This is a genomic window from Curtobacterium sp. MCBD17_032 (assembly GCF_003234855.1).
In the GTDB taxonomy this organism is placed as follows: Bacteria; Actinomycetota; Actinomycetes; order Actinomycetales; family Microbacteriaceae; genus Curtobacterium.
Window position 1 is genome coordinate 148,549 of record NZ_QKTO01000002.1, and the last position, 26,663, is coordinate 175,211.

Consider the following 26,663-nt stretch of genomic DNA (forward strand, 5'->3'; position numbering starts at 1 on the left):
ACGAGCCCGCGCGGTGGTGCCGGACTAGAAGCCGACGCCGCGGGCGCCCATGAACGGCACCGGGTTCACGGTGCCGCCGCCGACGTGCGTCTCGAAGTGCAGGTGGCACCCGGTCGAGTTGCCCGTGGACCCGACGAGGGCGATGAGCGTCCCCGCGTTCACCCGCTGGCCGGGCGAGACCCGGAAGCCGCCGTTGACGATGTGGCCGTACGCGGTCCGGACGCCACCGCCGTGGTTGATGCGGACGTAGTTGCCGTACCCGCCGTACGGGCCGACGTACTCGACCGTGCCCGCGGACGCGGCGACGATCGCGGTCGAGCAGCCGCTGCCGAGGTCGATGCCGTCGTGCATCGCCGTGGCGCCCGTGTAGGGGTTGACGCGCACGCCGTAGCCGCTCGTGATCCAGCCGCCCGCCGGACGCACCCAGCCGGAGCCGGACCCCGAGCCGGGAGCGGCGCCACCGCCGCCGGAACTGACCGGGGCGCCGCCGCCGCCGCCCTGGTTCGCCGCAGCCGCTGCTGCCGCAGCCGCCTGGGCGCGCTGCTGCCGGGCGAGCTCGGCTTCGAGCGCCTTGCGCCGACGCTCCTCCTCCGCCTTGCGGATCCGCTCGCCCTTCTCGTACTGGGCCTCGGTCGTGGCGCGACCGGACGTCAGGGAGGCGAGCTGGGCCTCCAGTCGGGACTTGTTCGCCTCTTGCTCGTCGTACGCGGCCTGAGCGCGGTCGGAGGCGGCCTGGGCTTCGCTCATCCGGTCCTGTGCGGCCTGCGCGAGGTCCTCGAGCGCGAGGGCGGCGCGGTCGGCCTGGTCGGTGAGCGACCGGGCGACGGAGGCGTCGTTGGTGGCCGCGGTCTCGACGCGTTCGGCCTGCTCGGACAGCTTGCTCAGCGCGCCGAGGTCGTAGAGGAGGTCACGTGCGTCCTCGCCACCGGCCAGCACGCTGGTGGTGACGTCGGCTCCGCCGGAGCGCGCCATCTGTGCGGCGAACCGGCCGGCCTGGGCGGCACTCGCCTCGGCGACCTCGGCGTGCTCCTCTGCGTCGGACCGCAGCGCCTGCTCCTTCTCGGCGGCACGCAGGGCCTTGCGCTGGGCGGCCTCGAAGGCGGCACCGAGGCGTTCGGCCTCGGCACGAGCGGCGTCGACGTCCTCCGACAGACCGTCGATGATCCCGCGGATCTCGACGATCTGCGACTGCTTGGCGGACTCCTTGCCGCGCGCCGCGACCACGTCGTCCCACGAGGGGTACGTGGCGGCCTGGGCGGCGGGCGCGTCGAGGACGAGCGTGCCGATGAGACCGGCGATCGCCAGCCCGGTGGCGAGCAGGCGCCGTCTGGCCGTCGGCGCGGAGCGGGGACGGGGGGCGGTGACCACGGAGCGAGACATCGCAACGGAGCCTATACATCTCCACAGGCGCTCCGCTGCGGCGACGCTCCGCTGTGGACGGATCCGTGGCGTGATCGAGGCTGTGGAGGACGGTGTGACCGTCAGAAGCCGCGCTCGCGGAGGATCCGGTCCGCCGATCCGACGACCGTGCTCCGCAGCACCTCCGCGCCGCGGGTGCCCGCGTAGTCGTGCACGTCGTACCCGCCACAGTGCGTGATCGTCGCCGGCGGACCGAGCGAGTCCTCCACCGGGGTCGTCCAGACGTCACCGGACCCGACGACCACGTAGTCCGGCCGGGCGTCCCGGTAGGCGCCCAGGTCGACGAGCCACGGGTAGGTGTCGAACGTGTCGCGGACCTGGAGCAACCGGACGTCCCGGTCCGCGTACGCGGCGAGCGGTCGGATCGTCCAGAACTGCCCGACGCCGACGGGGTCGCGGTCCGCCGTGCGGTGCGCGTCGACCCACCGGTCGAGGCACGCGACCGGCCCGTACCGGGCGTCGACGACCGACCGGACGGTGCCCGGCGTCACCGCGACACCCGCGACCAGGACCAGCGCGGCGACGACCGCCGACACCGTGCGCAGGGTGCGCGTGGGCCGGTGCAGCCGGGTCTGCCGGACCGCGGTGCGGGCGAGTTCGCAGACCGCGACGAGCGCCAGGAGCGGCATCGTCACGACGGGCTCGAGGTAGCGGGGCGTCTGCGAGCCGGCGACGACGACGCCGACGGACACCGCCACGATCGTCACGAGCGGCAGCGCGGTCGCGAGCAGCACCGCGCGCGAGGACCGCGACCGCCAGGCCCACACCGTCCCACCCGCGCTGAGCAGCACGCCGAGCAGCATGAGCAGCAGCCCCGCGTCCCCCGAGGCCGAGGCGGCACGCTCGTCGGTGAGCGCCGCGAAGAACGCCGCCGTCGCGCCGGCCCGCTCCGGGTGCACGTACGTCGACGGGTCCAGCGAGACGAAGGGACGGAGCGGGATCCGGACGAGGTACCCGAGCGCGGCGCCGGCGGTGAGCGCGCCGGCGACCAGGGCCGGAGGTCGCCACGGGACGCGCCGGGCGACGACGAGCAGCCCGAGGGTCACGACGACGGGCCCCGCCGACCACGGCACGTACAGCGGGTTCGAGGCGGTGGTCAGCGCCGCCAGGACGCCGACGGTCCCGAGCATCGGCACCGACGCCCGGCCGGTCCGGACGGTGCGCAGCACGAGCACCGCGGTGGCGAGCATCGCGAGCACGGCCCCGTAGTAGTAGGTCGTCGTGAGGAGCAGGGAGGCGAGCTCGAGGGACGTCGCGGTCGCCGAGGACTCGGTCAGGACGAGCATCGTCACGAGCACGACGGCGAGGACCGACACCGCGATCCGGGCCGGACGGGCAGCGGCGGACATGAGCTCGTTCGCGGCCGCCCGCACGAGCGCGTACACGGCGAGCAGCACGAGGACGCCGTTCAGCGCCAGGGCCTGCTGGGGTGTCGCGGTGACGGCGGAGACGGCCAGGTAGACCGGCAGCTCGGGGAAGAAGAACAGCGCTGGCGACATCGCCCACTCGAACGGCTGCCCGAGCGCGATCGACCGCGCCACGAGCGGCAGGAGCACGGAGTCGCCGTCGTACCAGAGCAGGGCGACCCGCGCCGTGGCGAGGACGTGACGGAGCGCGACGACCGCCAGGGCCAGCGCGAGGAGCACGCCGACCGCCTCGTGCCCGACCGCCCGCACGACGGCTGCACGGGGGCGACGGGCACCGGCCTCGAGCTGCGGGGCACGGTCCCGCGGTCGGGCGAGGGGCATGACCGGAGCGTACCTGCGCCGACGTCGCGACAACCGGACGGAGCCCTCCGGGAGCGCTCGGCGACCTCGCCCGCTAATCTTGGGCACCGTGACCCACGCGCGCGAGCAGTTGATCGAGCACATCAAGGCCGATGCGGTCTTCCACGGCGACTTCACGCTGACCAGCGGGAAGCAGGCGTCGTACTACATCGACCTCCGCAAGGTGAGCCTCGACCACCGCGTCGCGCCCCTCATCGGCCAGGTCATGACCGACCTGATCGCCGACGTCGAGGGCGTCGTCGCGGTCGGCGGGTTGACCATGGGCGCCGACCCGATCGCGACCGCCGTGCTGCACCAGGCCGCGGCCCGTGGCCTGGCCTACGACGCGTTCGTCGTCCGCAAGGAGCCGAAGGACCACGGCCGCGGCCGCCAGGTCGAGGGCCCCGACGTCCGCGGCAAGCGCGTCGTCGTGCTCGAGGACACCTCGACCACGGGCGGGTCGCCCCTGAAGGCAGCCGAGGCGCTCGAGCGCGAGGGAGCGGTCATCGCGGCCGTCGCGGTCGTCGTCGACCGGGACACCGGCGCGAAGGAGAAGATCGAGGCGGCTGGGTACCCGTACCTCGCGGCCATCGGGCTGGCCGACCTGGGGTTGTCCGCGTGACCGAGGAGCGTCCGGACGACGCGCGCGAGCCCGACGGCACCGTCACCCCCGACTCCGGGGACGACGGCCTGGAGGCCCGGCGTGCGCCCGCCCCGGACGCTCCGTTCTCCGGTCTCCGCAGTGCAGCCGACATCTTCGGCGCACCCCTGACCGAGGACGAGTGGCCCTCCCGTCGGGAGCGTCGCGAGGCCGAGCGCGCCGCCCGGCAGGCCGGTCGACCGGAACCCGAGCCGTTCACGGCCCCCGCGTCCGTGCCGGTCGCGCCGGCGTCCGTCCCGGCTCCCACGTCGGCACCGGCTCCCGCGTCGGTCCCGGAGCCCGAGCCGGCTCCCGCGTCCGAGTTCGACCCCGGCGCGACACAGGCGATCTCGATGCCCGAGGAACTCGCGCTGCCCGGCGGCGTCGCCGGTCGGGTCCCGCCCCCCGCGACCGTGCCACCGGTGTCGAACGCCCCCGATCCGCGTGCCATCACCCTGCCGACGGCCCGCTCCGACCGGCAGGCCCGCGCCGCGGAGGCCCGGGCGATCGAGGACGAGCGTCGCCGCACCGATCCGGACGGCGTCGGCCGCTCCGACGTGGACTGGCTCGGTCGCGCGACGTCCGGTGCGGTGCCGCCGGTCGACGTGCCCGTGCCACCGGCCCTCGCCGGCGGGCCGGAGGCGCAACCGCTCGGCGTCGAGGACGTCCTGCCCACGACCGACGAGCCGCCGACCTTCACGGAGCTGCTCCGCCTGCACGACGACGCGGACGGGGCCCCGCAGGCCGACCGCCCGTTCGACTGGTCCGTCCTCGGCGAGGAGACCGGTGAGGTGCCGACGACGCTGACCCGGGACGCGTTCGACACGAACCTGGTCGCCGCGGGGTCCTGGGCGACCGGGACGACGGCGCCGGACGCCGCAGCCGCCGACGACGCCGCCGACGACGCCGCAGCCGCCGACGACGCCGCGGCCGCAGCGTCCGCCGCAGACGACCCGGCCGGCGAGCAGACCACGCCGTCGGGCGGCTCGAGCTGGTCGCTCAGCGACGAGGCCGCCCGGACCGGGGAGGTCTTCCCGGGTGACGTGACCGACGACGCCACGGTCGCGATGCCCCTCGACCGCGACGCCGTCGCCCGTGGACGCCGCGACGGTCTCCACGACGACCTGGACGACGACCTGGACGACCCCGCCGTCGACGTGGGACCGGCCCCCACCGCCGCGTTCGCCCCCCGCTCGGCAGCCCCGGTGCCGCCGTCGGTCGTCCCGCCCGTCGTGCCGCCGGCCGCCGCCGCACCGTGGTGGGAGGCGGAGGACGACGAGTCGCCGCGGGTCGTCCCCGCCGACCGCGTCCCGCCACTGGTCGAGCCGCGTGCCGCTCGCCGGGAACCGGAACCGCTCCCCACCTGGGACGACCGGGCCGTCGGTGCCGACGAGGCGACCGACACGGACCGCAGGTCCGACCCGTACGCCGTGCCCGAGCGGGACGGGACGCCCCGGCTGCTCGGGCCCGAGGACATCGACCAGTCCGAGTGGCAGGGGCGCGAGACGAGCGACACCGGCGTCATCAAGGACCTGTTCGGCACCGAGGCGATCGACCAGATCCGCGGTCTCCCGGAGGACACCAGCACGCGCATGATGCCGGTCGCGCCCGCTGCCGCCCGGCGCACCGCGCCCCGGGACGGATCAGCCGAGGCGTCGACCGGGGACCGTGACAACTTCATCAACGAGGGCTTCGCGCGCCTGCAGAGCGAGGGCCGGCGCGGGAAGCAGCTCCTGGTCTACGGCTCGATCGCGATCATCGTCGTGCTGCTCGTCGTCGTCTTCCTGCTCACCAGGTGGCTCCTCGGCAACACCATCGAGGACCACCCGGCAGCGCCGTCGAGCAGTCCGGCCGCCGCGGCGGCCGTGCTGACCGAGGTGCCACCGGCCGCCGACTGACGCCTGCCGGACCGCGGTGACGACGGACGGGAGGCTCCGCACCAGCTGGTGGGGAGCCTCCCGTCCGCCTCGCGGTGCCGTCCGTCAGGACGTCGGCACTGCCGCCGACACGTCGGTGAGGGTCTGCAGCTCCTCGGCGCTGAGTTCGAGGTCGGCCGAGGCCAGGAGCGCCGGCAGCTGCTCGGTGTTCCGGGCCGACGCGATCGGGGCGACGACGTCCGGCTGTGCCTGCAGCCAGGCGAGCGCGACCGAGGCGATCTCCGTGGTGTGCGCGGACGCGATCGCGGACAGGGCGTCCACGACGGCGAGCCCCTGGTCCGAGAAGTAGCCGGAGACCTGGCCCTCACGGTCCTTGCCGGCGACGTCCTGGGACGAGCGGTACTTGCCGGTCAGGAACCCGGCGGCGAGCGCGAAGTACGGCACGACGCCGAGGTGCTCCCGGGCGGCGAGCGGGGCGATCTCGGACTCGTAGGGCTCGCGCGTCACGAGGTTGTAGTGCGGCTGGATCGCGACCGGCACCGCGAGGTCGTGCTCCTCCGCGATGCGGATCCACTCGGACGCACGCTCGGCCGAGTAGTTCGAGATCGCGGTGTAGCGGACCAGACCCTCGCGGACGAGCTGGTCGAAGGCGCGGACCGTCTCCTCGAGCGGGGTGTCCTGGTCGTCGAAGTGCGCGTAGTACAGGTCGATCCGGTCCGTCCCGAGGCGCTGGAGGCTCGCACGGGCAGCCTTCGCGACGGTCTCCGCCGACAGGCCGCGGAACTCCGGGTGCTGCGACACCTTCGTGGCGATCGTCACGTCGTCGCGCTTGCCCGACGCGGCGAACCACGAGCCGATCACGGTCTCGGACTCGCCGCCGGAGTTGCCGTCGCCCCAGGCGGAGTACACGTCCGCGGTGTCGACGAAGTCGCCGCCGGCGCCGGTGTAGGCGTCGAGGACCTGGTGCGAGGTGGCCTCGTCGGCGGTCCAGCCGAAGACGTTGCCGCCGAGGGCGAGGGGGAAGACGGTGAGGTCACTGGAGCCGATGCGGGGCATGTGACGGTCCTTTCAGGTCGGAACGATCCGGTCCACGCTATGCCGCGCGCCGAGCCGGCACCCAGGTGCGAGGGGTGAGGTGGGAGGGCCATGCCGACGCTCGCTTCGTACCTGACCGACCCCCGTCCCGCCGTCCGACTCCGGGCGGTGATGGCCGCCGGGACGACCCCGTCCGTGGACGAGCTCGACACCCTCGTCGAGCAGTGCGCGGTCGAACCCGACCTGCAGGTCCGCGAGATGCTCACCTGGGCGCTGGTGCGCCTCCCGGCCGCGGTGGTCGTGCCGCGGCTGCTCCCGGAACTCGAGCGGCCCGAGGCGCAGGCACGGAGCCAGGCGCTGCACACCCTGTCGAAGATCCGCGACGGCGCCGTGTACCCGCAGGTCGCGGAACGGCTGTCCGACCTCGACCCGGGAGTCGCCCGGACCGCCTGGCGCGCTGCCGTCCTGCTCGCGCCGGAGTCCGGACGGCCGGAGCTCGCGAAGACGCTCGCCGTGCAGCTCGGGCACGGGGACGAGGAGACCCGGCTGGCGCTGAGCCGGGCGATCGCCGGGCTCGGGTCCGAGGCCGCCGCGCCCGTCCTCGCCGTGGCGGCGGAGCACCGGAACGCCGCGGTGCGGGAGCACGCGGCCGAGACCGTGCGGTTGCTCGAGGACCCGGACGCGGGCTCGGCGCTCGCGCTCGCACGGGCTCGGCGGGAGGTCGCGCTCGGCCGGACGCGGTCGGCGAAGGGCTGAGCGCGCCGCGGGTGCCGCTGCCGGGCGGCGCGGCGCGGGCCGGGCGCGGCGGCGCCGGGGCAGTGCGGGCGTCGGGTCAGTGCGGGTGTCGGGTCAGTGCGGGGCGTCTGGTCGGTGCGGGGCGTCTGGTCGGTGCGGGGCGTCGGGCGTCAGCCAGATGGCCGTCGCCGCGGCGGCCGGGAGGTCCAGCGGCGCCTCCGTCCCGCCGGCGTCCCGCCGCGTGACCGCGACGACACCCGCGTAGTCCCGCACGCGCTCGACGCGGAGGTGCGTGCCGAGTCCGACCCCGAGCTCGTCGAAGTACCGCAGGAGTGCCGGGTCGTCGTCCGACACCCGCCCCACGGTCCCGCAGACGCCGGGGTCGACCGTGCCGAGCAGGGCTCCGGGGGAGTCCGGGACGACGCCGTCCGCGCCCGGGATCGGGTCGCCGTGCGGGTCGTGCGTCGGATGGCCGAGGTCCGCGTCCACCCGGTCGAGGAACGTCTCGGACACGGCGTGCTCGAGTGCCTCCGCCTCGGTGTGCACCTCGTCCCAGGAGTACCCGAGTCGCTCGACCAGGAACGTCTCGATGAGGCGGTGCCGACGGACCATCGCCACCGCGGCCTGCCGACCGAGCGGGGTGAGCACGACGCCGCGGTACGGGGTGTGCTCGATGAGGCCGTCCCGGTCGAGCTTGCGGAGGTTGCCGGACACGGTCGACGCCGAGACTCGCAGCGCCGCCGCGATGTCCCGGGTGGCGAGGCCGTCGTCGCCGCGCTCGCCGGCCTTCCAGACGAGCTTGACGTAGTCCTCGGCCATCGTGCTGAGCGAGGGCAGGCGCATGGGCCAATGGTACGGCCGCTCCTGGTACAACCGGGAGGTGACCCCCGTCCAGCCTCCTGCCGTCCGCCGTCGTCGTCGCGGGTGGTGGCCGGTCCCGCCGTCGCTGCTGATCGGGGTCGCTCCGCTCGTCGTCTTCGCCGTCGTGAGCATCGTCCGGGCCCGGCCGAGCGACGACTACCCGACGCTCGGCCGCACGATCGAGAGCGTTGTGCACGACCTCGTCGTCCCCGAGGCGATCGTGGCGGGGATCCTGGCGGTCGTCGTCACGGCGCTCGGGTGGTGGCGCATCGCGACGGTCGACCCGGTGCGCGGCGGGCCGCGGTGGACCATCGTGGCGCCGGTCCTCGTCCTGGCGGTGTGCCTCCTCCGGCTGCCGCTCCTCGACTGGGATGGCAAGAGCCTGCGGTACTTCCTGCTCCTCGCGCTCGGGGTCCTGCTCGTCGGTGTCTTCGAGGAGCTGTTGACCCGCGGGGTCCTGCTCGTCGGGCTCCGGCGCCGCCTGCCGGAGTCCTGGGTGTGGGCGGTCTCGAGCCTGCTGTTCGGACTGCTCCACTTCGTGAACGTCCTGTCGGGCGCCCCGGTGGCCACGACCGTCCTGCAGGTCGTGTTCGCCACGACGTTCGGGTCGGTGCTCTACCTGGCCCGGCGCCTGACCGGCACCCTGCTCGCGCCGGTGCTGCTGCACGCGTTCTGGGACTTCGGCGCGATCGGCGTCAGCGCCTCGGACCCGGGCTCGGTCGACCTCCTGCTCGTCGGGCTGCTCGGTCTCGCGACGATCGCGGTCCTGCTGCTCGGCGTCGTCGCCGGCGGGGTCGTCGCGTGGCGGGACGACCGGGGCCGGCGCCTGCGCCGCCGGTGGCGGACCGTACCGCCCATGGGAGCCGTCGCGGTGCGCGGTCCGGAGGCGGGCCTCCCGACCGGAGCGGAGGCCCCGGCGCAGCTGGCCGGCTGACCGGACTAGATCTCCACCTCGTACGGCTCGGTGTGCAGCAGCTCGTGCACGCCGGAGATGACCTCGCTCGGGCGGAACGGGTACCGGTCGATCTCGGCCTGGTCGCTGATGCCCGTCATGACGAGCACGGTGTGCAGGCCCGCTTCGATGCCGGCCTGCACGTCGGTGTCCATCCGGTCGCCGATCATGCCGGTGTTCTCGGAGTGCGCGCCGATCCGGTTCATCGCCGAGCGGAACATCATCGGGTTCGGCTTGCCGACGACGTACGGCTGCTTGCCGGTGGCCTTCTCGATCATCGCGGCGATGGCGCCGGTCGCAGGCAGGACGCCCTCGGCGCTCGGTCCCGTCGCGTCCGGGTTCGTCACGATGAAGCGCGCGCCGTCGCGGATCAGGCGGACGGCCTTCGTGATCGCCTCGAACGAGTAGTTCCGCGTCTCTCCGACGACGACGTAGTCCGGAGCCGTCTCGGTCATGATGAAGCCGGCCTCGTGCAGGGCGGTGGTCATGCCGGCCTCACCGATCACGAACGCGGAGCCGCCGGGCATCTGCGAGCGGCAGAAGTCCGCCGTCGCGAGCGCGCTCGTCCAGATGCGCTCTTCGGGCACGTGCAGCCCGGAGCTCCGCAGTCGGGCGCTGAGGTCGCGCGGCGTGAAGATCGAGTTGTTGGTCAGGACGAGGAACTCCGTACCCTCGTCGAGCCACTGCTGGATCAGCTCGGGAGCGCCGGGGAGCGCCTGGTTCTCGTGGACGAGCACGCCGTCCATGTCCGTCAGCCAGCACTCGACCTCGTCGCGGGATGCCATGCGGCAAGCGTAGTGGGCAGTCCAGGGCGGAATCCCGAAGTGCCCTAGGCTTTCGGTACGCGTTCCCGTACGCGTACCGGAACCGTCAGGAGGAAGCCCGTGCTCGTCGACCAGGACTCCCGTCCCAGCCCGGACGGCGCCGCAGCGACACCTCGTCGCCGCGGTCGACCGAACGTCCTCTCCCGTGACCAGGTCATCGACGCCGCCACCGTCATCGCGAACGAGGACGGCCTGGACCGCCTGTCGTTCCGTGCGCTCGGCGCCGCCCTCGGCGTCGCCCCGATGACCGTGCACCGGACGATCGGCGGACTCGACGACCTGCACGCCGAACTCGTCCGCCGGACCGTCGACGAGTTCACCGCCACCTTCGTCTGGCCCGACGACTGGCGCGCCGTGGTCCGGGTCTTCGCCACCACCTTCCGCGACCTGCTCATCCGGCACCCGCTCGTCCTCGAGTCGCACAGCAGCCGCGCGCCGCTCGCATCGTCGGAGTCGGACGCCGTCGTCGCGACGGTCGTCGGGGCCCTCCGCGCGGCCGGCCTCTCCGACACCGAGGCGATGTACGCGTTCTTCGTCGTCTACGACTTCGTCGTCGGACACACCGCCGTGCAGGTCGGGCGCGGTGACGCCGAGGCCGGGCGGCCCGAGCGGCACCGGCTCGTCGGGGAGGTCCTCGGCGAGCACTCGTACGAGACGCGCTTCGCGCTCGGGCTCGACGTGCTGATCGGGGGCATCGAGACGCGGGTCGCGGACGCCGGGGGGCGGGCCGCGGGCTGAGCGCCGGACGGGAGGCGCGGTGCACGCGCCGTACGCTGGTCACGTGACCCAGGGCCTCCCGTCCGGCGACCTGCCGGAGCCGACTCCGGCGCTGCCGCCCACACACGAGGCGACGACGCACGGCGTCGGGCCGCACCCACGGCCGTGGCCCGAGGGGCCGCAGTACGACCCGGAACTGCTCGAGCACGGCGACACCCGCAACGTCGTCGACCGCTTCCGGTACTGGTCGATGGCGGCGATCGTCGCCGACCTGGACACCCGCCGGCACGCGTTCGACGTGGCGATCGAGAACTGGCAGCACGACCTGAACATCGGGTCCATCGTGCGGAGCGCCAACGCCTTCCTGGCCGGGACCGTGCACATCATCGGCCGACGCCGCTGGAACCGCCGCGGGGCGATGGTCACCGACCGGTACCAGCACGTGCGGCACCACGAGGACGTCGCCGCGTTCCTCGCGGCCATGCGGGACGAGGGGCGACCGGTCGTGGCGATCGACAACACCCCGGGGGCCGAGCGCATCGAGACCGCCGCGATCCCCGAGCGCTGCGTGTTCCTGTTCGGGCAGGAGGGGCCGGGGCTCACGGACGAGGCGGTCGCGGGCGCCGACGGGCACCTCGAGATCACGCAGTTCGGGTCGACGCGGAGCATCAACGCCTCAGCGGCTGCCGCGATCGTCATGCACGGGTGGGTCGTGCAGCACGCCGTGCTGCCGGGCTGACACGGACCGCGTCTCCGGGGGCGGCGTGCACCGGTCCGCCGGGCGTCCGACGGGCCACGAGCCGCGGTGGCTCGCCGGGGCCGGCGGGGCGGGTCCCGCGCAGGCGGGTCAGCGCGCCGCGGTCGTCCGGCGGGCGACGAGCCGCGGCTCGACCAGGACCTCGGTGGGGGTCAGCCCCGGGTCCGCGATGCGTTCGAGCAGCCGCACCCCGGCACCGCGGCCGATGTCGATGCTGCGGTCGTCGATGCTCGTCAGGCCCACGTACCGCGAGGCCGCGATCGGGGTGTCGTCGTACCCCATCACCGAGATGTCCTCGGGCACGCGCAGCCCTCGTTCGGCGATGGCGGACATCGCGCCCAGGGCGGTCACGTCGTTCGCGGCGAACACCGCGGTCACCTCGGGGTGCTCGTCGAGGAGGCGGTGTGTCCCGGCGGACCCGGTCTCCTCGGTGACGTCGGCTGCGAGGACCACGGCCACCCCCGTCACGTCGGTCGACGCCGCCGCACCGGTCGCCCCGACGACGCCGGCCGACGCCGTCCGTCCAGCCCGTGCGCCCGCAGCGTCGATGGCGGAACGCCAGCCCTCGAGCCGTGCGTCGCTCGCCGCCGAGTGCCCGCCGACGAAGCCGAGCCGCACGTGCCCGAGTTCGATGAGGTGCTCGGCCGCCATGCGCCCGCCGGCGAGGTCGTCGTTCGCGACGGTGTCGGCGCGGGCGAGCGCTGCCCGGCCGCCCGCGACGACGACGGGGGTGCTCGCCGGGATCGCGAGGTCGGTGTCGGGCTCCCCGGCGATGACGAGTCCCTCGACCCGCATGGACAGGAAGCCCTCGACGGGGGAGGCGTCGAGCCCGGTGTTCAGGAAGCGGTCGGCGACGACGAGTCGGTGACCCTGGTCCTGCAGCGCCTCGCGGAGGCCGGTCAGCAGGTCGACGAACCACTGGTTCCGGAAGTCGTCGAGCACGACCCCGATCGTCCGGGAGCGGGTGCCGGCGAGCGACACCGCGGCGGTCGACGGTCGGTAGTCCAGCTCCTGGATCGCCGCGAGGACGGCCGCCCGACGCTGCTCGCTCACGCGCGGGGAGCGCTGCAACACGAGGGACACGAGCGACTTCGACACCCCCGCACGCGCGGCGACGTCGTAGATCGTCGCGGGCTTGGTGTTCCCCATCGTCATCCTCGACCTCCGGCTGCGCATCCGCCGGATGCGTCTCCCCGATGCTAGCGCTGTCGCGCTCCACGCCCTGCCGGGCGGCGGACGGGGCGGGAGGCCCGGGGCGGGCTGGCCGCGCGCCTCCCGGCCGCCGCCGTGCGCGGCCCCTAGCTGGGCGCAACAGGAACCGGTCCGCACCGCGGGAGTGCGTGGTGCGGAGCGGATCTGGTCGTGCGGGTCCGGCCCGCGCCGCCTACGGGGCGGCGCACGGCGCGGGAGGCCCGGGGCGGGAGGCCCGGGGCGGTCTGGCCGCGTGCCTCCCGGCCGCCGTCGTGCCCGACCCCTGGCTTGGCGTAACAGGAACCGGTCCGCACCGCGGGAGTGCGTGGTGCGGAGCGGATCTGGTCGTGCGGGTCCGGCCCGCGCCGCCTACGGGGCGGCGCACGGGGCGGGAGGCCCGGGGCGGGCTGGCCGCGCGCCTCCCGGCCGCCGCCGCGCCCGACCCCTGGCTGGGCGTAACAGGAACCGGTCCGCACCGCGGGAGTGCGTGGTGCGGAGCGGATCTGGTCGTGCGGGGCCGGCCTGCGCCGGCCCGCGCCGGCCCGCGCCGGCCCGCGCCCCGCCTACCCGATCAGGCTCGGCCGCAGGTCGCGCAGCGTCCGCGTCCGCGTCTGCCGCGCCGTGACGAGGTACGACACCAGCAGCGCGCCGAGCAACCAGCAGAGCAGCACGCCCGCGTCGCTCCACGCCGTGCCGAGCGAGCCGCCGTACATCGTCTGCCGGATCGCGTCGACGGAGTAGGTCATCGGCAGGGCGAAGTGCAGCGCGGCGAGCGGCCCGGGCAGGGTCTGCCAGGGGAACGTGCCGCCCGCGGTGACGAGCTGGATGAGCATGAGCACCAGGCCGAGGAACTGCCCGACCGAGCCGAGCAGCACGTTGAGCGTCATGATGATCGCCGCGAAGGTCGCCGACGCCAGGACCATGACGCCGACCGTCCCGCCGGCGTGCACGACGTCGAGGTCGAGGGCGTACCGGACGATCAGGAACAGCGCGGCCATCTGCACGACGCCGAGGAGCGCCGGGGTGAGCCAGCCGCCGAACACGACGCGCAGGGGTCGGCGCACGGCGGTGATGGCGCGCTTCGAGATCGGTTTGAGGATGAGGAACAGTGCGTACATGCCGATCCACGCGGCGAGCGAGATGAAGAACGGTGCGAGGCCGGCTCCGTAGTTCGAGGCCGCGGCGATGTTGTCGTCGCCGACCGTGACCGGGTCCGAGATGACGGAGGCCTGTGCGTTCCGCGACGACGCGGTCGACGCGGGGATCTCCGTCCGGCCCTCGTCCAGCTGCGACGCCAGCTCCGACGAGCCGGACTCGAGTGCGTGCACGCCGGTGGCGAGCGACTGCGCACCGTCGTCCGCCGAGGCCGCACCGGTGGCGAGCTGCGACGCTCCCGAGGACAGCTGCGGGGCGGCGTCGGCCAACCGCTGCGTCCCCGCGGCCACCTGTGCGGCACCGGTCGACAGCGTCGAGGCGCCGTCCGCGGCGGTGGCGATGCCGGACGACAGCTGCGGGGCGGCGTCGGCCAGTGCTGCCGCGCCGTCGGACACCTGGCGGGCACCGGCGCTGAGCGTGTCGATCTGCTGCGTGGTCGCACCGAGCTGCTGCTTCGCGTCCACTCCGGCGCTGTTCGCCCGGTCGACGGCCGAGGTGACGGTGGCGGTCAGGGCCTGCTGCTGCTCCGGCGTCAGGGTGACGCCCTCGGGCAGGTTCGCGGTGATGTCCTGCAGGACGGCGTCCGCGTCGACGGGCTGGATCGCCTGCACGGTCGTGTTCGCCTCGTCGACGCGGGCGGCCAGTTCGGCGTTGCCGGCCGCGACCTGCGCGGCACCGTCGGCGAGCTGCCGCGTCTGGTCCGGCAGCGCGGCCGTCTGCTGCTGCGCCGACCGGAGGCCCGTGGCCAGGGACGCCGCTCCGGTCGCGACCTGCTGCGCGCCCGAGTCGAGCTGCGCCGTCTGCGAGGGCAGTGCAGCCGTGCTGGACGCCAGGGTCCCGGCGCCGGCAGCCAGTTCCGCGGTGCCGTCCTCGAGCCGGTCCGCCCCGTTCGCGGCTTCGGTTGCACCGGAGGCGAGCTCACCGGCGCCGTCGACCGCGTCCCCGAGGCTGTCCCGCACGTCCGCGAGCCCGACGAGCAGCGTGGTCGCCGCTTCCTTCCCGACACGCTCGGCGACGGCCGTCCGCATGGTCTTGCCGGCCTGCTCCGCGATGGTCGAGGCGAGGTAGGAGTTCGTGTCCGCCGTGGTCATGACGAGTTCGGCGCGCTCCGGGTGGTCGGACTGCGCCGACGCCAGGGACGCCGAGAAGTCGTGCGGGATCGTCACGACGAAGTCGTACGTGCCGTTGCGCACGCCGGACCGGGCGTCGGCGGCGGTGGTCTCGGTCCAGTCGAAGTCGTGCCCGTCGATCGCCTCCTCCGCCACGTCCTTCCCGTAGTCGACGCGCTCGCCGTCGAGGGTGGCCCCGGCGTCCTGGTCGACGATGGCGGCCGGGATCTGGTCGAGTTTGGCGTACGGGTCGCGGTTGGCCCAGAGGTAGGCGCCGCCGTACAGCAGCGGCACGCACATGAGGGCGATGAACGCCAGGCGGGCGAGCGGGGTGGCGGTCAGGCGCGCGAGTTCGGCGCGGACGAGCGAGGGGATGGTCACGAGCGGGTCTCCAGGGGAGCGGTTGCGTCGGTGGTGTCGGAGGTGTCGGCCGGGAGGCCGGTGGGGCTGCTCCCGGACCGGGTCGCGTCCTCGGGACCCTGGGTGGTGTCTGCCGCGTCGCCGTGGTCGGTGATGGTGTCGAGCAGGGCGCTCGCCGCCTCGGCTGCGGCCTTCGAGGTGACGAGCACGACGGTCACGCCGCGCCGGGCGATGTCCCGCACGACGGCGAACCACTCCGCGGTCGCTCCGCCGTGCCGCTCGGGCGACGTGATCACGAGCCCGGTGACGTCCGGACGCAGGAGCGCCAGCTCGGCGAGCAGTCGGATGCGGACGTCGGTCGGGACACGCTGCACGTGCGTGTCGGCCCAGGTCGTCATGTCGAGTTCCTCGAGGACGGTCGCGACGTCCGCGCGGGAGGGCCGACGCCCGGCGAAGGCGAGCTCCTCGTGCACGATGCGCTTGAGGCTCATGACGGGGAAGGGCTCGGCGACGCCCGGGGTGTCGACGAGGGCGAACGCGCGGCGGACGGCCGCGGGGTCGTCGTGTCCGTCGAGCAGGACCCGTCCGGTGTCCGGCGTCATGCGACCCCCGGCGACGAGGGACGCGAGCACGGGGGCCTGTTCCGTCTCCACCGCGAGGATGCCCGGGTGCCCGGGGGCGGCGACGGCGGAGACGACGGGCAGCGCGGCTCCGGGGGCGTCCCCGATGCCGACGTGGTCGAGTTCGAGGGTCATGCGGGTTCCTCCACGGAGTTCGGGGTGGCGGGGGTGACCGGCTCGGAGAGCATCGCGGTGCGCCAGTCGATGCCGGCCATGCCGAGTGCGGAGAGGACGACCATGCGGCGGCCGTCCTCGTCGCTCGTGCCGGATCGCGTGGCCTCGTCGAGGACGGCGATGCAGGCTCCCTCGACCAGTCGACCGAGGGTGTCGGCGTCGACGTCGTCGCGCATCGAGCCGTCCGCGATCCCGAGCGCACACGCGGTGCGGACCTGGGCGCGCAGGGGCGCGAAGACCTCGGCGACGGACTCGCCGAACGGACTGCGGATCGCGACGCGGGCCATCGAGCGCACGTGCGAGACCTCGGTCCAGAGCGTCACCGCGATCGCCGCGAGCCGGGCCGCGGGCGGGAGCGCCCCGAGGTCGGACGCGGTCGGCATCGCGGCGGCCACGCGGGTGGCGCCGGTGGTCACGACCTCGCGCACGAGGTCGTCGCGGGACGGGAAGTGTCCGTAGACCGCACGCCGGGACAGCCCGGCGGCGGTGGCGATGGTCTCGAGTGCGGCGTCCGGATCACCCTGCAGGACGGTCCTCGCGGCGTCGATCAGGGCGGCGCGGTTCTCGGCTGCATCGCGCCGTGGCGCGCGGACAGGCGGATCGGGGGTGGTCACGAGGCCATCGTAATAACGTGCACACACGTGTGCAAGTTGTTCGGAGGCACCCCCCGGACAGGGCACGTCCCCCGAAGAGCGGACTGCGCCAGCTGTGAACGGCCGCATAACTTCACACCAATTCCCACGGAACACGGATGAACCGGAGTGCGCCCTTTGAACCGTGAAACACCGAACCACGACCCGAACCCCTCCCGCGTCGCACGCGTCCTGACCGCCGGCATCGCCGTCGCCGCCCTGGCGTGCGGCGGGCTCGCCGTCGGCGGAGCCGCGTCCGCGGCGCCGTCCGGCCTGTCCGCGGCGGACCTCAAGCTCGCGCAGCCGCTGCGCGACGCGAAGCCCGCGAAGACGATCGCCGCGTTCGTGCGGACGACCGGCCAGGGCGCGCTCGAGGTCGACGCGCAGGCCAAGGGCGGCGACCTCACCAGGTCGAAGGCACCGTCGTCGGCCGCGAAGCAGCGCGTCGAGGCGATCACCGCGACCACGGACGCCGTCAGTGACGCCGTCCAGCAGGCTGACGATGATGCGACCGAGCTGTACTCGACCGAGTACACCGTGCCGGGTGTCGCGGTCGTCGCCGACGTCGCAGCCCTGCGGAAGGTGGCCGCCCGCTCGGACGTCGAGAGCGTCATCCCGCTCACGCCGAAGAAGGTCGTCGAGCCGACGGTCAACGCCGACGCCGGCGCCGCGCCCTCCGGCGTCGACCCGAGCCTCGTGCGACCCGGCGCCGACGGCGTCGCGCCGCAGAACGCCGCCAGCGACGTCTACACCCGGGCGCTCGACGCCTGGCAGCAGACCGGACGCACCGGCAAGGGTGTGAACGTCGCCGTGCTCGACACCGGGCTCGACTACACGCAGGCCGACTTCGGCGGACCGGGCACCACGGCCGCGTACGACGCCGCGCTCGCGAGCACCGGAGCACCCGACCCGAGCTGGTTCGACGCATCGAAGTTCCTGGGCGGCTACGACTTCGCCGGCCCGACCTACAACGCCGACTCGAGTGACCCGGCGTACGACCCGACCCCGGCTCCGGACGCGAACCCGATCGACGGCAAGGGCGGCGACCACGGCACGCACGTGTCCGGCACCGCGGCGGGGTACGGGCTCGACGCCGACAAGCAGACCTTCCGCGGTGACTACACGAAGCTCACCACGCAGCAGGTGCAGGACATGTGGATCGGCCCGGGTACCGCGCCCGAGGCCGGGCTCTACGCCCTGAAGGTGTTCGGCGACGGGGGCGGGTCCACCGACCTGACCGGTGCCGCGCTCGACTGGGTCGGTCAGGCGCTGACCGAGGGCAAGGACATCAACGTCCTCAACCTGTCGCTCGGCTCCGACTACGGCGCACCGGACGACCCCGACAACGCGAAGATCGACGCGCTCACCGCCCGCGGTGTCCTGCCCGTCATCGCCTCCGGCAACGCCGACGACTTCACCGACATCGGTGGTTCGCCGGGCAATGCCGAGGGCGCCCTGACCGTCGCCGCGAGCGCCACCGGTCAGTCGCTGTTCGACGGCGTGCAGGCGACCGCGCCGGCCGACGTCGCGGGCACGTACCGCTCGCAGTACTCGCAGAACTACCAGGGCGACCTGCCGGTCGAGGGCGACGTCGTCGTCCCGAGCACGAACATCGACGGGTGCGCGGCGTTCAGCGCGGACGAGGCCGCGACGATCGCGGGAAAGGTCGTCTGGCTGAAGTGGACGGACGGGGCGCTCGAGTGCGGCTCCGGTGTGCGCTTCACCAACGTGCAGGCTGCCGGCGGTGTCGGCGTCCTGCTCGCCGGGACCGTGACCAGCTTCGACTCGGGCATCGCGGGGAACGCGACCATCCCGGGTGCCGAGCTGACCTCGGACAGTGTGGCGAGCCTCCAGGCCGCCGCGAAGGCCGGGACCCTGCACGTGCGGTTCGCCGAGGAGCTCAAGGGCACCGAACTGGCGACCGACGCGGCGAGCGTGAACACACTCGCGCCGTTCACCAGCCGTGGCGTGCACGGCTCGTTCGACGACGTCGTCAAGCCGGACGTCGCCGGCCCCGGCGTGAACGTGATCTCCGCGGCCAACGGCACCGGTGACGACCGCATGTCGATGAGCGGCACGTCGATGGCCACGCCCCACGTGGCCGGCATCGTCGCGCTGACGTTCGAGTCCCACCCGTCGTGGACGGCCCCGCAGGTCAAGGCCGCCGTGATGAACACCGCCACCCACGACGTCGAGCAGGGCGACCGCACGGCCACGCTGCTCCGACAGGGCACCGGCCGTGTGGACGCGCTGCAGGCGGTCACGGCCGGGACCACGGTCCGCAGCATCGAGAACGACCAGCTCGTCACCGCCTCGTTCGGCGTCGTCGAGGTCAGCGGGAAGACCAGCGAGTCCCGGACCCTGCAGATCCAGAACACCGACGGCCGCCCGCACACGTACGACGTGGCCTACCAGGCCCAGGTGGACCAGCCGGGCGTCACCCTCGCGCTCAGCACGAAGCGGGTCACCGCTCCGGCGCACGGCACCGCGACCGTCAAGCTGACGTACACGATCGCCGACCCGACGCAGCTGCGTCGCGTCATCGACCCCACCCAGGAGCCGGTGCAGTCCGGCTACCAGCGTGAGTTCGTCGCGGCCGAGTCCGGGGTCGTGTCCTTCGCGCCGACCGACCGGAAGCTCAACCCGCTCCGCCTCGGTGCCTACGTGGCCCCGAAGCCGGTCAGCGCCGTGCACGGTTCCGACGTGACCTTCGCTGCCGGGGAGACCACGGCCGACCTCGCCCTCACCGGGCGCACGGTCGACCAGGGTGACGCGACGACGGGGTACCACGCGGCGGTCGCACCGTTCGTGCTCGGTGGGACGGACGGCCAGGAGCCGGTCCCGGCGGGTTCGGCCGAGCAGTCGCTGCGAGCAGCCGACGTCCGTGCCTTCGGCGCGAACTACGACGCGGCCTCGGGCACGCTGGCGTTCGGCGTGCAGACGGCCGGCCCCGACGCGAACCCCGGTGCCGTGACGAACGTCGAGGTGCTCATCGACACCGACCGTGACGGCGAGCCGGACTACCTGGTGTACGACGCGAAGTCGGCCACGGTCGACGCCACGTTCGCCACCACGGTGGACCTGGCGACCGGCAAGACCGTCGACTCGCAGCCGCTCAACGGCGGCACCGCGGGGCAGGACCTCAACACGTTCGACAGTGCGGTGAAGGTCCTGACCGTGCAGGCCGCCACGATCGGTGCCACGAAGGCGTTCTCGTACTCGGTCCTCACCGAGTCGGCGTACGCCCCGGCACTCGCCACGAGCGGTTCGTACGTCGTCGACGAGACGGCCGAGGCGACCTACGACCCGACGGCGCCGGCGCTCACCTTCGCGCAGGGCACCTCGACCGGCGTGCTGTTCGCCGACCGTGGCTCGCTCCGCGTCACCCGCGACGCTGCCGTGACCAGCGCCCGGGTGCTGCTGCTGCACCTCGGCAACGCGGTCGGCGACCAGGCGGACACCGTCACCACGACGGTCGCCGCCCCGGTCCTGGCGCTCCGCCCGGGCAGCGCGGTCACGGTCTCCGGGAACCCGGTGGTCGGCAAGCGGCTCGCCGCCCAGCACGGTTCGTGGAACGGCAAGCGCGTGACCTACGGCTACCAGTGGCTCCGTGACGGCGAGGTCGTCGCGGGCGCCACGTCGCAGCGGTACACGCTCGGCACCTCGGACGTCGGTCACCGCATGTCCGTGACGGTCGTCGCGAAGGCGAAGGGGTTCCAGGACGGGACCGCGACGTCCGAGCCGACCGCGAAGGTGTCCCGCCGCTAGGACGGACAGCCGAGGACAGGGGTGCGGTGCCGATCGGCACCGCACCCCTTCCGTGTCCGGGGCCGGACGAGCGACGACCAGTGCGCGTACGGGACATGTAGTTAGACGAACTAGGTAACGGGTGCCAGAGTTGATGCATGCGAACGAACACCCTGGTGCAGCTCCGACAGAACCCGATGGAGTGGCGTCGACGCGGGCTCACGCCGCCGGACGTCATCCGGGCGATGGTCGAGGAGCGACTGGCCGAGCCGGGGCACACGCAGCCGATCGGGGACCCGTCGTACGCGGACTTCTTCCGGGGGTGATGCCCCGACCGCGGGTCGCGTGACGCGCGCCACGGACAGACGGGAGGCCCGGTACCAGCTGGTACCGGGCCTCCCGTCCGTCTGCGGCGCGATCGTGCCGGGCGGCGTGACCGGCTCAGTTGCCGATCTTGCCGTCGGCGGCGTTCTCCGCCTTGTCGATCTGGTCGCCGTGGCCGCCGCCGGTGGCCTTGTCGGCCGCGCCGGCGGCCTTGTCGAGGCCGGCATCGGTCGCCTTCTCGCCCTTGTCGCTGTTCGCGAAGTCCTTGGCCTTGTCGCTGAGGTCGCTCATGGTGTTCCTTCCGTTCGTCGGATCACTGACCGGTCCACCGTGCTCCGGGGCCGCTCCGCCCGTGTCCAGGCGTCGGAGTTGTCCTGGCGGCGGGGCTGTTCAGGCGGCGGGCTGTTCATGCAGCGGGGCTGTTCAGGCGTCCGGGCGCTCCTCGGCGGCTTCGCGCCCACGGTCGGTCTCGGGCATCACGTCCTGCGGTGCGCCCTCGACGGAGCCGATGCCGCCGTCGGTGAGGTCCTCGGCCTGCTGGCCGTCGAGCAGGCGGCTCACGTCGTCGATCGGGTCGCTCATGGTGGTTCCTTCCGTCGGTGCGGATCCTGCGGAGGCGGATCGTGTGTGTCCCAGCGTGCTCCGTGCCGCGGACGTCCTGCACAGGGACCGTCCGGCCGGTGACGCCGAGGTGACCAGTCGATAGACTCGGGTGGACCACCGGCCCGGACGGCCGTGTGCGGTCCTCCGCCAACGTGAGGAGAACCAGATGCCCGCAGCAGTCATCATCGGCGCCCAGTGGGGCGACGAGGGCAAGGGGAAGGCCACCGACCTCCTCGGTTCCCGCATCGACTACGTCGTCAAGTTCAACGGCGGCAACAACGCCGGGCACACGGTCGTCGTCGGCGGCGAGAAGTACGCGCTGCACCTGCTGCCGTCCGGCATCCTCACCCCGGGCGTGACCCCGGTCATCGGCAACGGCGTCGTCGTCGACATCGAGGTCCTGTTCCAGGAGCTCGACGCGCTCAAGGCCCGCGGCGTCGACGTGTCGAAGCTCCGGGTGTCCGCGAACGCCCACGTCATCACGCACTACCACCGCACCATCGACAAGGTGACCGAGCGGTTCCTCGGCAAGCGCCAGATCGGCACCACCGGTCGCGGCATCGGACCGACCTACGCGGACAAGATCAACCGCGTCGGCATCCGCATCCAGGACATCTTCGACGAGAACATCCTGCGCCAGAAGGTGGAAGCCGCCCTCGACCAGAAGAACCACCTGCTCGTCAAGGTCTTCAACCGCCGGGCGATCGACGCGGAGGAGATCGTCGAGTCGCTGCTGTCGTACGCGGACCGCCTCCGGCCGATGGTCGCCGACACCGCGCTCGAGATCCACCGGGCGTTGGAGCGCGGCGAGACCGTGCTGTTCGAAGCGGGTCAGGCCACCATGCTCGACGTCGACCACGGCACCTACCCGTTCGTGACCTCGTCCTCCGCCACGGCCGGTGGCGCGGCGACCGGTTCGGGCATCGGGCCGGGCAGGCTCGAGCGCATCATCGGGATCGTCAAGGCGTACACGACCCGCGTCGGCGCCGGTCCGTTCCCGACCGAGCTGTTCGACGAGTCGGGGGAGTTCCTCCGCGCCAACGGCTTCGAGTTCGGCACCACGACAGGCCGTCCCCGTCGCTGCGGCTGGTACGACGCCCCGATCGCCCGCTACACGGCCCGCATCAACGGCGTGACGGACTTCGTCCTCACGAAGCTCGACGTCCTGACCGGCCTCGAGACCATCCCGGTCTGCGTCGCGTACGAGGTCGACGGGGAGCGCGTGGACGAGGTCCCGGTGTCCCAGTCCGACTTCCACCACGCGAAGCCGGTCTACGAGGAGTTCCCGGGCTGGTCCGAGGACATCACGGGCGCACGCTCGTTCGAGGACCTGCCGAAGAACGCGCAGGACTACGTGCTCGCGGTCGAGGCGATGTCCGGCGCCCGGATCTCCGCGATCGGCGTCGGTCCCGGTCGTGACGCGATCGTCGTGCGGCACGACCTGCTCGGCCAGGGCTGAGCGTGCGGATCCTCTTCGTCTGCAGCGGCAACATCTGCCGCTCCCCGCTGGGCGCCCAGGTGCTGCAGGCGCGCCTCGGGCCGGCTGCGTCCGTGCACGTCGTCGAGTCGGCGGGCACCATCGCCGACGACGGTGCGGTCATGGACGGCGCCGCGGCCGCGCAGTCGCAGCGCCTCGGTGGCTCGACCGAGGCGCACCGGTCCCGCTACCTGACCGAGCAGATCGCCGCGTCCGCCGACCTCGTCCTGACGGCCGAGCGCTCGCACCGGTCCGCGGTCGTGCAACTCGCACCGCGGGCGGCGAAGCGGGCGTTCACCATCAAGCAGTTCGCGCGCGTGCTCGACGGCCTCGAGCCGGGGGACCTCGCCGACGTGCACTCGCCGGAGGCCCTGGTCGAGCGGGTCGCGCGCCTGCGCGGTGCCGTGCCGCCGCCCGCGGACCCGGCGGACGACGACGTCGACGACCCCTACCGTCGCTCGGAGTCCACGCACGTGCGGGTCGCCGACGAGATCGACGCGGCGCTGGCCACGATCGCCGACGCCCTCCGCGCCGTCTCCTGAGGGCGGGCGGCGCGTGGGCCGTGCGGTGCGGTGCAGCGTGCGGTGCGTCCCGGTGCAGGGGTCAGCGCGAGACGCCCCCGTCTGTGCGGGAGACGCCTCCGTCTGCGCGGGAGACGCCCCCGTCTGTGCGCGAGACGCCCCCGTCTGTGCGTGACGCCGCGTTCTCCACGAGACGCCCCCGGTTCCGGCGGCGTCTCGGCGACTCGGGGGCGTCTCGCGACGCGGCCGGGCACACGCCCCCGTCTGCGGAGGACGCCCCTGTCTGTGCGCGACGCCGCGTCCTCCGCGAGACGCCTCGGGATGTCGCGGCGTTCGAGCGAGGTGGCGGCGTCTCAGCGGGCTGGCGGCGTCCCAGCGGGCCGGCGGCGTCGCGACGAGCTGGCGGCATCTCACCAGACCGGCACCGCCTCAGCGGGCCCCCACGGCCTCGACCCGCCGGCGGCCGCGAGCTGGCTGTCCGCGTCGCCACCGCGCACCCTGATCGTCCGGAACACGAGTACCCCGATGCCCCCCGATGTACCCCGACCGGCGGATGACGAAGCCCGTCGTTCCGGGGATCACGGATGAACATCCGGGGCTGAACCCGTGAATCGACGGGCTCCGCTGTCGATCGGCCCGCTCGGTGTCGTAGCGTTCAGGTACCGCAGCACGTACCCCGAACACGACAGGAGAGCGCGATGAGCACGACCATCAACCGGACCGCAGGGACCGACGTCACCCTCGACACCGACACCGTCGACATCGTCGCCGTCCTGGAGGCCGAGGCCGCGACGAGCGCCCGCGCCGCTCGGGCGAAGCTCACCTGGACGCTCGAGGGCGACGACGAGTGGATCGCCAACTACGGCGGCTACTTCGGCGGCACCGTCGACAAGCGCGACGGCCGGTACATCGCCTCGGACACCTTCGGCCTGGTCGTCGGCGGCTTCTCGTCGCTCGAGGACGCGCAGACCGCCCTCGCCGGTCACCTGCACGTCATGCTCCCGTCGGTCATCCGCCCGGTCGCGTAGCCCGCTCCGACTGACGACGACGCCCCGCTGGCACAGGCCAGCGGGGCGTCGTCGCGTGTGGAGGGCCGGTGTCACTCCGGCAGTCGGTAGTTCCCGACCGTGATCGCGTGCGCGCCCTGCCCGGCGAGGGCCCGCACGACCGCGTCCGCCCGGGTCCGGTTCGGCACCGGGTCCTTCGCCGCCCAGGCCGCGAGTGCCGACTGCAGCTCGTGGTCGTTCGTCACGATGCTCGTGGTCACCGTGCCGCTGCGGTCCTCCGCCTGCACGAAGGCCGCGGCCGACGGCGACGAGTAGAACACGCACGTGTCGAACCACGTGCGGGAGACGCCGGTGCGGTCGTCGACGAAGCGCGCCAGCCGACGCGCCTGCTGCCGGACCTGCTGCGCGGGCGACGCGCTCTTCGCCTGCACCCGCACCCGCCACCAGTTCTCGGCCTCCTCCTCGGCGTTGAGCACCTTCCGGCTCTGCACCTGGACGGCGAACGGCGGGACGAGGGACGACTCGTCGACCAGGTTCCGGAACGCCGGGTGCACCTCGCTCGGCCGACGCCCGTCGAAGACGATGCCGCCCCAGCGCTTGCTCTCGATCACCAGGCCGCGCCCCGAGTCCGAGACCAGCACGTGGTCGACCTGCGCGACGAACGTCCGCCACGATCCCTGCTCCGTCTCACCGACGGGCACGAAGACGACGTTCGTCATGAGCACGCCGTTCACACCCGCGGCCCGGCAAGCGCGGAGGATCGCCTGTTCCGACGCCTCCTCCCACTTCATGCCCCGGCGCAGGAGCGCGCGGCTCTCCTCGGCTTCGGAGACGGCGTCCCGCCGGCGCGCCTCCGCCGCCTCGACCTGCGCGGCGCGGTCCGCCTCGATGCGAGCGGTCTCGTCGCGGTGCTCCGCCTCGCGCTGCGCGAGTTCGTCTCGGCGCGCCCGGTCGGCGGCGTCGAGCTCGGCGCGGGTGGACGTCTGGTGTCGCCGCAGCAGGACCACCAGGACGACCACCACGACGGCGAGCCCCCCGGCGACCAACCACGGCACGAGGTCGCTGGTCATGGACCAACCACACCACGCCGACGGGCCGGGAGGCGCGTCCCGCGTCGGCGCGTCCTCCGCACCTCCGCCGTCGGTCCGGTCAGCGCGTCCAGCCGCGTGGGGTCAGCGCACCCCGTCGGCGAAGCGGTCGGTCGTCTCGATGAGGGCGTCGAGGATCCCCGGCTCGTCGAACGCGTGCCCGGCGTCGTCGATCATCCGGAACTCCGCGGACGGCAGTGCCCGGTGCAGGTCCCATGCGGTCACGGCCGGTGTGCACATGTCGTAGCGCCCCTGGACGATGACGGTCGGGATGCCGTCGAGTCGGCCGGCGTCGCGGATGAGCTGCCCGTCCTCGAACCAGCCGTCGTGCGTGAAGTAGTGGTTCTCGATCCGGGCGAACGCCAGCGCGGTCGTCGGGTCCGCGTACCGGGCGACGAGGTCGGGTCGGGGCAGGAGGGTGATCGACGCCGCCTCCCAGCTCGCCCACGCGACCGCGGCCGGTCCGTGCACGGCCGGGTCCGGGTCGGCGAGCAGTCGCTCGTAGGCGCGGACGAGTCCGCCGGGCTGCCGCTCGTCGACCGGGACCGGGGCGAGGTACTGCTCCCACAGGTCGGGGAGGACGTTCGCGGCCCCACCCTCGTAGAACCAGTCGATCTCGCTCGTCCGCAGCGTGAAGATCCCCCGGATGACGAGTTCGGAGACCCGTTCCGGGTGCGTCTCCGCGTACGCGAGCGCGAGAGCGGACCCCCAGGAGCCGCCGAACACCTGCCACGCGTCGATCTCCAGGTGCTCCCGCAGCCGTTCGATGTCCTCGACGAGGGTCCACGTCGTGTTCGCCGACAGGTCTGTCGCGGGGTCGCCGGCGTGCGGCAGACTCCGGCCGCAGTTGCGCTGGTCGAACAGCACGATCCGGTAGCGGGCGGGGTCGAAGAGCCGTCGGTGGTCGGGGGAGCAGCCGGCGCCGGGCCCGCCGTGCAGGAACACGACCGGCTTGCCGTCGGGGGAGCCGCACTCCTCCCAGTACACCTGCTGGCCGTCCCCGACGTCGAGCAGTCCGGAGCGGTTCGGGTCGAGCGGCGGGTACAGCTGGCGCACGGGGGTCCTCTCGAGC

Annotated in this window: 24 protein-coding genes; 11 read left to right on the plus strand and 13 right to left on the minus strand. The window is 73.6% G+C overall.

The features are described from left to right. Positions 1-24: 24 nt before the first annotated feature. Both DEI91_RS03790 and DEI91_RS03795 read right to left on the minus strand, forming a co-directional pair. On the minus strand, positions 25-1,380 hold the full coding sequence (locus DEI91_RS03790) for a peptidoglycan DD-metalloendopeptidase family protein (protein WP_146244197.1): 1,356 nt from the start codon (positions 1,378-1,380) through the stop codon (positions 25-27). 101 nt (positions 1,381-1,481) lie between these two features. Then, positions 1,482-3,167, minus strand: a complete 1,686-nt coding sequence (locus tag DEI91_RS03795; RefSeq protein ID WP_111050998.1) for a hypothetical protein — start codon at positions 3,165-3,167, stop codon at positions 1,482-1,484. Between the two features lie 88 nt (positions 3,168-3,255). Between DEI91_RS03795 and pyrE the strand changes: the two genes are divergently transcribed. Both pyrE and DEI91_RS16155 read left to right on the plus strand, forming a co-directional pair. Beyond that, a complete protein-coding gene (gene pyrE, locus DEI91_RS03800; RefSeq protein WP_181439465.1) occupies positions 3,256-3,807 on the plus strand; it encodes an orotate phosphoribosyltransferase in 552 nt (183 codons plus the stop codon). Then, positions 3,804-5,723: a hypothetical protein gene (locus tag DEI91_RS16155; RefSeq protein WP_111051000.1), complete on the plus strand. Its 1,920-nt coding sequence runs from the start codon at positions 3,804-3,806 to the stop codon at positions 5,721-5,723. Before pyrE ends, DEI91_RS16155 begins: the two co-directional genes overlap by 4 nt. Before the next feature lie 84 nt (positions 5,724-5,807). Here DEI91_RS16155 and DEI91_RS03810 read toward each other — a convergent pair whose 3' ends face one another. Next, complete coding sequence (locus DEI91_RS03810) at positions 5,808-6,758, minus strand: aldo/keto reductase (RefSeq protein ID WP_111051001.1); 951 nt, start codon at positions 6,756-6,758, stop codon at positions 5,808-5,810. A gap of 90 nt (positions 6,759-6,848) precedes the next feature. Here DEI91_RS03810 and DEI91_RS03815 point away from each other — a divergent pair, with 90 nt between their 5' ends. Then, entirely contained in the window at positions 6,849-7,493 is a 645-nt protein-coding gene (locus tag DEI91_RS03815) for a HEAT repeat domain-containing protein (protein ID WP_111051002.1), read from the plus strand. A gap of 93 nt (positions 7,494-7,586) precedes the next feature. Here DEI91_RS03815 and DEI91_RS03820 read toward each other — a convergent pair whose 3' ends face one another. Beyond that, positions 7,587-8,315, minus strand: a complete 729-nt coding sequence (locus DEI91_RS03820; RefSeq protein ID WP_111051003.1) for a metal-dependent transcriptional regulator — start codon at positions 8,313-8,315, stop codon at positions 7,587-7,589. Between DEI91_RS03820 and DEI91_RS03825 the strand changes: the two genes are divergently transcribed. Continuing rightward, positions 8,314-9,267: a CPBP family intramembrane glutamic endopeptidase gene (locus DEI91_RS03825; protein ID WP_111051004.1), complete on the plus strand. Its 954-nt coding sequence runs from the start codon at positions 8,314-8,316 to the stop codon at positions 9,265-9,267. The genes DEI91_RS03820 and DEI91_RS03825 overlap by 2 nt on opposite strands. 5 nt (positions 9,268-9,272) lie before the next feature. Here the strand turns inward: DEI91_RS03825 and DEI91_RS03830 are convergent, their stop codons facing one another. Further along, positions 9,273-10,070, minus strand: coding sequence for an HAD-IIA family hydrolase (locus DEI91_RS03830; protein ID WP_111051005.1), 798 nt, complete (start codon positions 10,068-10,070; stop codon positions 9,273-9,275). Between the two features lie 99 nt (positions 10,071-10,169). Between DEI91_RS03830 and DEI91_RS03835 the strand changes: the two genes are divergently transcribed. Both DEI91_RS03835 and DEI91_RS03840 read left to right on the plus strand, forming a co-directional pair. Next, positions 10,170-10,847 (plus strand): TetR/AcrR family transcriptional regulator, encoded by a 678-nt coding sequence (locus DEI91_RS03835; protein ID WP_111051006.1) that lies wholly within the window; start codon positions 10,170-10,172, stop codon positions 10,845-10,847. Between the two features lie 43 nt (positions 10,848-10,890). Further along, on the plus strand, positions 10,891-11,565 hold the full coding sequence (locus tag DEI91_RS03840; RefSeq protein ID WP_375537663.1) for a TrmH family RNA methyltransferase: 675 nt from the start codon (positions 10,891-10,893) through the stop codon (positions 11,563-11,565). Positions 11,566-11,673: 108 nt separating this feature from the next. Here the strand turns inward: DEI91_RS03840 and DEI91_RS03845 are convergent, their stop codons facing one another. The 4 genes from DEI91_RS03845 to DEI91_RS03860 all read right to left on the minus strand — a co-directional run bounded on the left by DEI91_RS03845 (position 11,674) and on the right by DEI91_RS03860 (position 16,806). After that, positions 11,674-12,732, minus strand: coding sequence for a LacI family DNA-binding transcriptional regulator (locus DEI91_RS03845; RefSeq protein ID WP_111051296.1), 1,059 nt, complete (start codon positions 12,730-12,732; stop codon positions 11,674-11,676). Positions 12,733-13,337: 605 nt separating this feature from the next. Beyond that, a complete protein-coding gene (locus tag DEI91_RS03850) occupies positions 13,338-15,419 on the minus strand; it encodes a YhgE/Pip domain-containing protein (RefSeq protein ID WP_111051007.1) in 2,082 nt (693 codons plus the stop codon). Continuing rightward, the gene (locus DEI91_RS03855; RefSeq protein ID WP_111051008.1) at positions 15,416-16,153 is read right to left on the minus strand and encodes a hypothetical protein; all 738 of its coding nucleotides are present in this window, start codon (positions 16,151-16,153) and stop codon (positions 15,416-15,418) included. The genes DEI91_RS03850 and DEI91_RS03855 overlap by 4 nt, the downstream gene beginning before the upstream one ends. Next, entirely contained in the window at positions 16,150-16,806 is a 657-nt protein-coding gene (locus DEI91_RS03860; RefSeq protein WP_111051009.1) for a TetR/AcrR family transcriptional regulator, read from the minus strand. The genes DEI91_RS03855 and DEI91_RS03860 overlap by 4 nt, the downstream gene beginning before the upstream one ends. Before the next feature lie 156 nt (positions 16,807-16,962). Here DEI91_RS03860 and DEI91_RS03865 point away from each other — a divergent pair, with 156 nt between their 5' ends. Then, positions 16,963-20,592, plus strand: coding sequence for a S8 family serine peptidase (locus DEI91_RS03865; protein WP_111051010.1), 3,630 nt, complete (start codon positions 16,963-16,965; stop codon positions 20,590-20,592). A 137-nt stretch (positions 20,593-20,729) separates the two neighbouring features. Beyond that, positions 20,730-20,897, plus strand: a complete 168-nt coding sequence (locus tag DEI91_RS16160; RefSeq protein ID WP_181419427.1) for a hypothetical protein — start codon at positions 20,730-20,732, stop codon at positions 20,895-20,897. Between the two features lie 115 nt (positions 20,898-21,012). Here DEI91_RS16160 and DEI91_RS03870 read toward each other — a convergent pair whose 3' ends face one another. Together DEI91_RS03870 and DEI91_RS16165 are read right to left on the minus strand one after the other, a co-directional pair. Then, positions 21,013-21,186: an Rv0909 family putative TA system antitoxin gene (locus DEI91_RS03870; RefSeq protein WP_111051011.1), complete on the minus strand. Its 174-nt coding sequence runs from the start codon at positions 21,184-21,186 to the stop codon at positions 21,013-21,015. A 132-nt stretch (positions 21,187-21,318) separates the two neighbouring features. After that, a complete protein-coding gene (locus DEI91_RS16165; protein ID WP_181439466.1) occupies positions 21,319-21,477 on the minus strand; it encodes a hypothetical protein in 159 nt (52 codons plus the stop codon). A 187-nt stretch (positions 21,478-21,664) separates the two neighbouring features. Between DEI91_RS16165 and DEI91_RS03875 the strand changes: the two genes are divergently transcribed. The 3 genes from DEI91_RS03875 to DEI91_RS03885 all read left to right on the plus strand — a co-directional run bounded on the left by DEI91_RS03875 (position 21,665) and on the right by DEI91_RS03885 (position 24,524). After that, positions 21,665-22,957 (plus strand): adenylosuccinate synthase, encoded by a 1,293-nt coding sequence (locus DEI91_RS03875; RefSeq protein ID WP_111051012.1) that lies wholly within the window; start codon positions 21,665-21,667, stop codon positions 22,955-22,957. A 2-nt stretch (positions 22,958-22,959) separates the two neighbouring features. Further along, positions 22,960-23,517 (plus strand): low molecular weight phosphatase family protein, encoded by a 558-nt coding sequence (locus DEI91_RS03880; RefSeq protein ID WP_181439467.1) that lies wholly within the window; start codon positions 22,960-22,962, stop codon positions 23,515-23,517. A 677-nt stretch (positions 23,518-24,194) separates the two neighbouring features. After that, positions 24,195-24,524 (plus strand): hypothetical protein, encoded by a 330-nt coding sequence (locus DEI91_RS03885; RefSeq protein ID WP_111051014.1) that lies wholly within the window; start codon positions 24,195-24,197, stop codon positions 24,522-24,524. A gap of 71 nt (positions 24,525-24,595) precedes the next feature. Here the strand turns inward: DEI91_RS03885 and DEI91_RS03890 are convergent, their stop codons facing one another. After that, on the minus strand, positions 24,596-25,573 hold the full coding sequence (locus DEI91_RS03890; protein WP_111051015.1) for a nuclease-related domain-containing protein: 978 nt from the start codon (positions 25,571-25,573) through the stop codon (positions 24,596-24,598). A gap of 102 nt (positions 25,574-25,675) precedes the next feature. Beyond that, complete coding sequence (pip, locus tag DEI91_RS03895; protein WP_111051297.1) at positions 25,676-26,647, minus strand: prolyl aminopeptidase; 972 nt, start codon at positions 26,645-26,647, stop codon at positions 25,676-25,678. Positions 26,648-26,663 lie beyond the last annotated feature (16 nt).

Bases quoted from the DNA above. Each gene is read 5' to 3' on its own strand.
- DEI91_RS16160 (WP_181419427.1), top strand. From the start codon at position 20,730: ATGCGAACGAACACCCTGGTGCAGCTCCGACAGAACCCGATGGAGTGG.
- DEI91_RS03855 (WP_111051008.1), bottom strand. From the start codon at position 16,153: ATGACCCTCGAACTCGACCACGTCGGCATCGGGGACGCCCCCGGAGCC.
- DEI91_RS03795 (WP_111050998.1), bottom strand. From the start codon at position 3,167: ATGCCCCTCGCCCGACCGCGGGACCGTGCCCCGCAGCTCGAGGCCGGT.
- DEI91_RS16165 (WP_181439466.1), bottom strand. From the start codon at position 21,477: ATGAGCGACCCGATCGACGACGTGAGCCGCCTGCTCGACGGCCAGCAG.
- DEI91_RS03875 (WP_111051012.1), top strand. From the start codon at position 21,665: ATGCCCGCAGCAGTCATCATCGGCGCCCAGTGGGGCGACGAGGGCAAG.
- DEI91_RS03845 (WP_111051296.1), bottom strand. From the start codon at position 12,732: ATGGGGAACACCAAGCCCGCGACGATCTACGACGTCGCCGCGCGTGCG.
- DEI91_RS03820 (WP_111051003.1), bottom strand. From the start codon at position 8,315: ATGCGCCTGCCCTCGCTCAGCACGATGGCCGAGGACTACGTCAAGCTC.
- DEI91_RS03815 (WP_111051002.1), top strand. From the start codon at position 6,849: ATGCCGACGCTCGCTTCGTACCTGACCGACCCCCGTCCCGCCGTCCGA.
- DEI91_RS03885 (WP_111051014.1), top strand. From the start codon at position 24,195: ATGAGCACGACCATCAACCGGACCGCAGGGACCGACGTCACCCTCGAC.
- DEI91_RS03790 (WP_146244197.1), bottom strand. From the start codon at position 1,380: ATGTCTCGCTCCGTGGTCACCGCCCCCCGTCCCCGCTCCGCGCCGACG.
- DEI91_RS03870 (WP_111051011.1), bottom strand. From the start codon at position 21,186: ATGAGCGACCTCAGCGACAAGGCCAAGGACTTCGCGAACAGCGACAAG.
- DEI91_RS03825 (WP_111051004.1), top strand. From the start codon at position 8,314: ATGGGCCAATGGTACGGCCGCTCCTGGTACAACCGGGAGGTGACCCCC.
- DEI91_RS03830 (WP_111051005.1), bottom strand. From the start codon at position 10,070: ATGGCATCCCGCGACGAGGTCGAGTGCTGGCTGACGGACATGGACGGC.
- DEI91_RS03890 (WP_111051015.1), bottom strand. From the start codon at position 25,573: ATGACCAGCGACCTCGTGCCGTGGTTGGTCGCCGGGGGGCTCGCCGTC.
- DEI91_RS03810 (WP_111051001.1), bottom strand. From the start codon at position 6,758: ATGCCCCGCATCGGCTCCAGTGACCTCACCGTCTTCCCCCTCGCCCTC.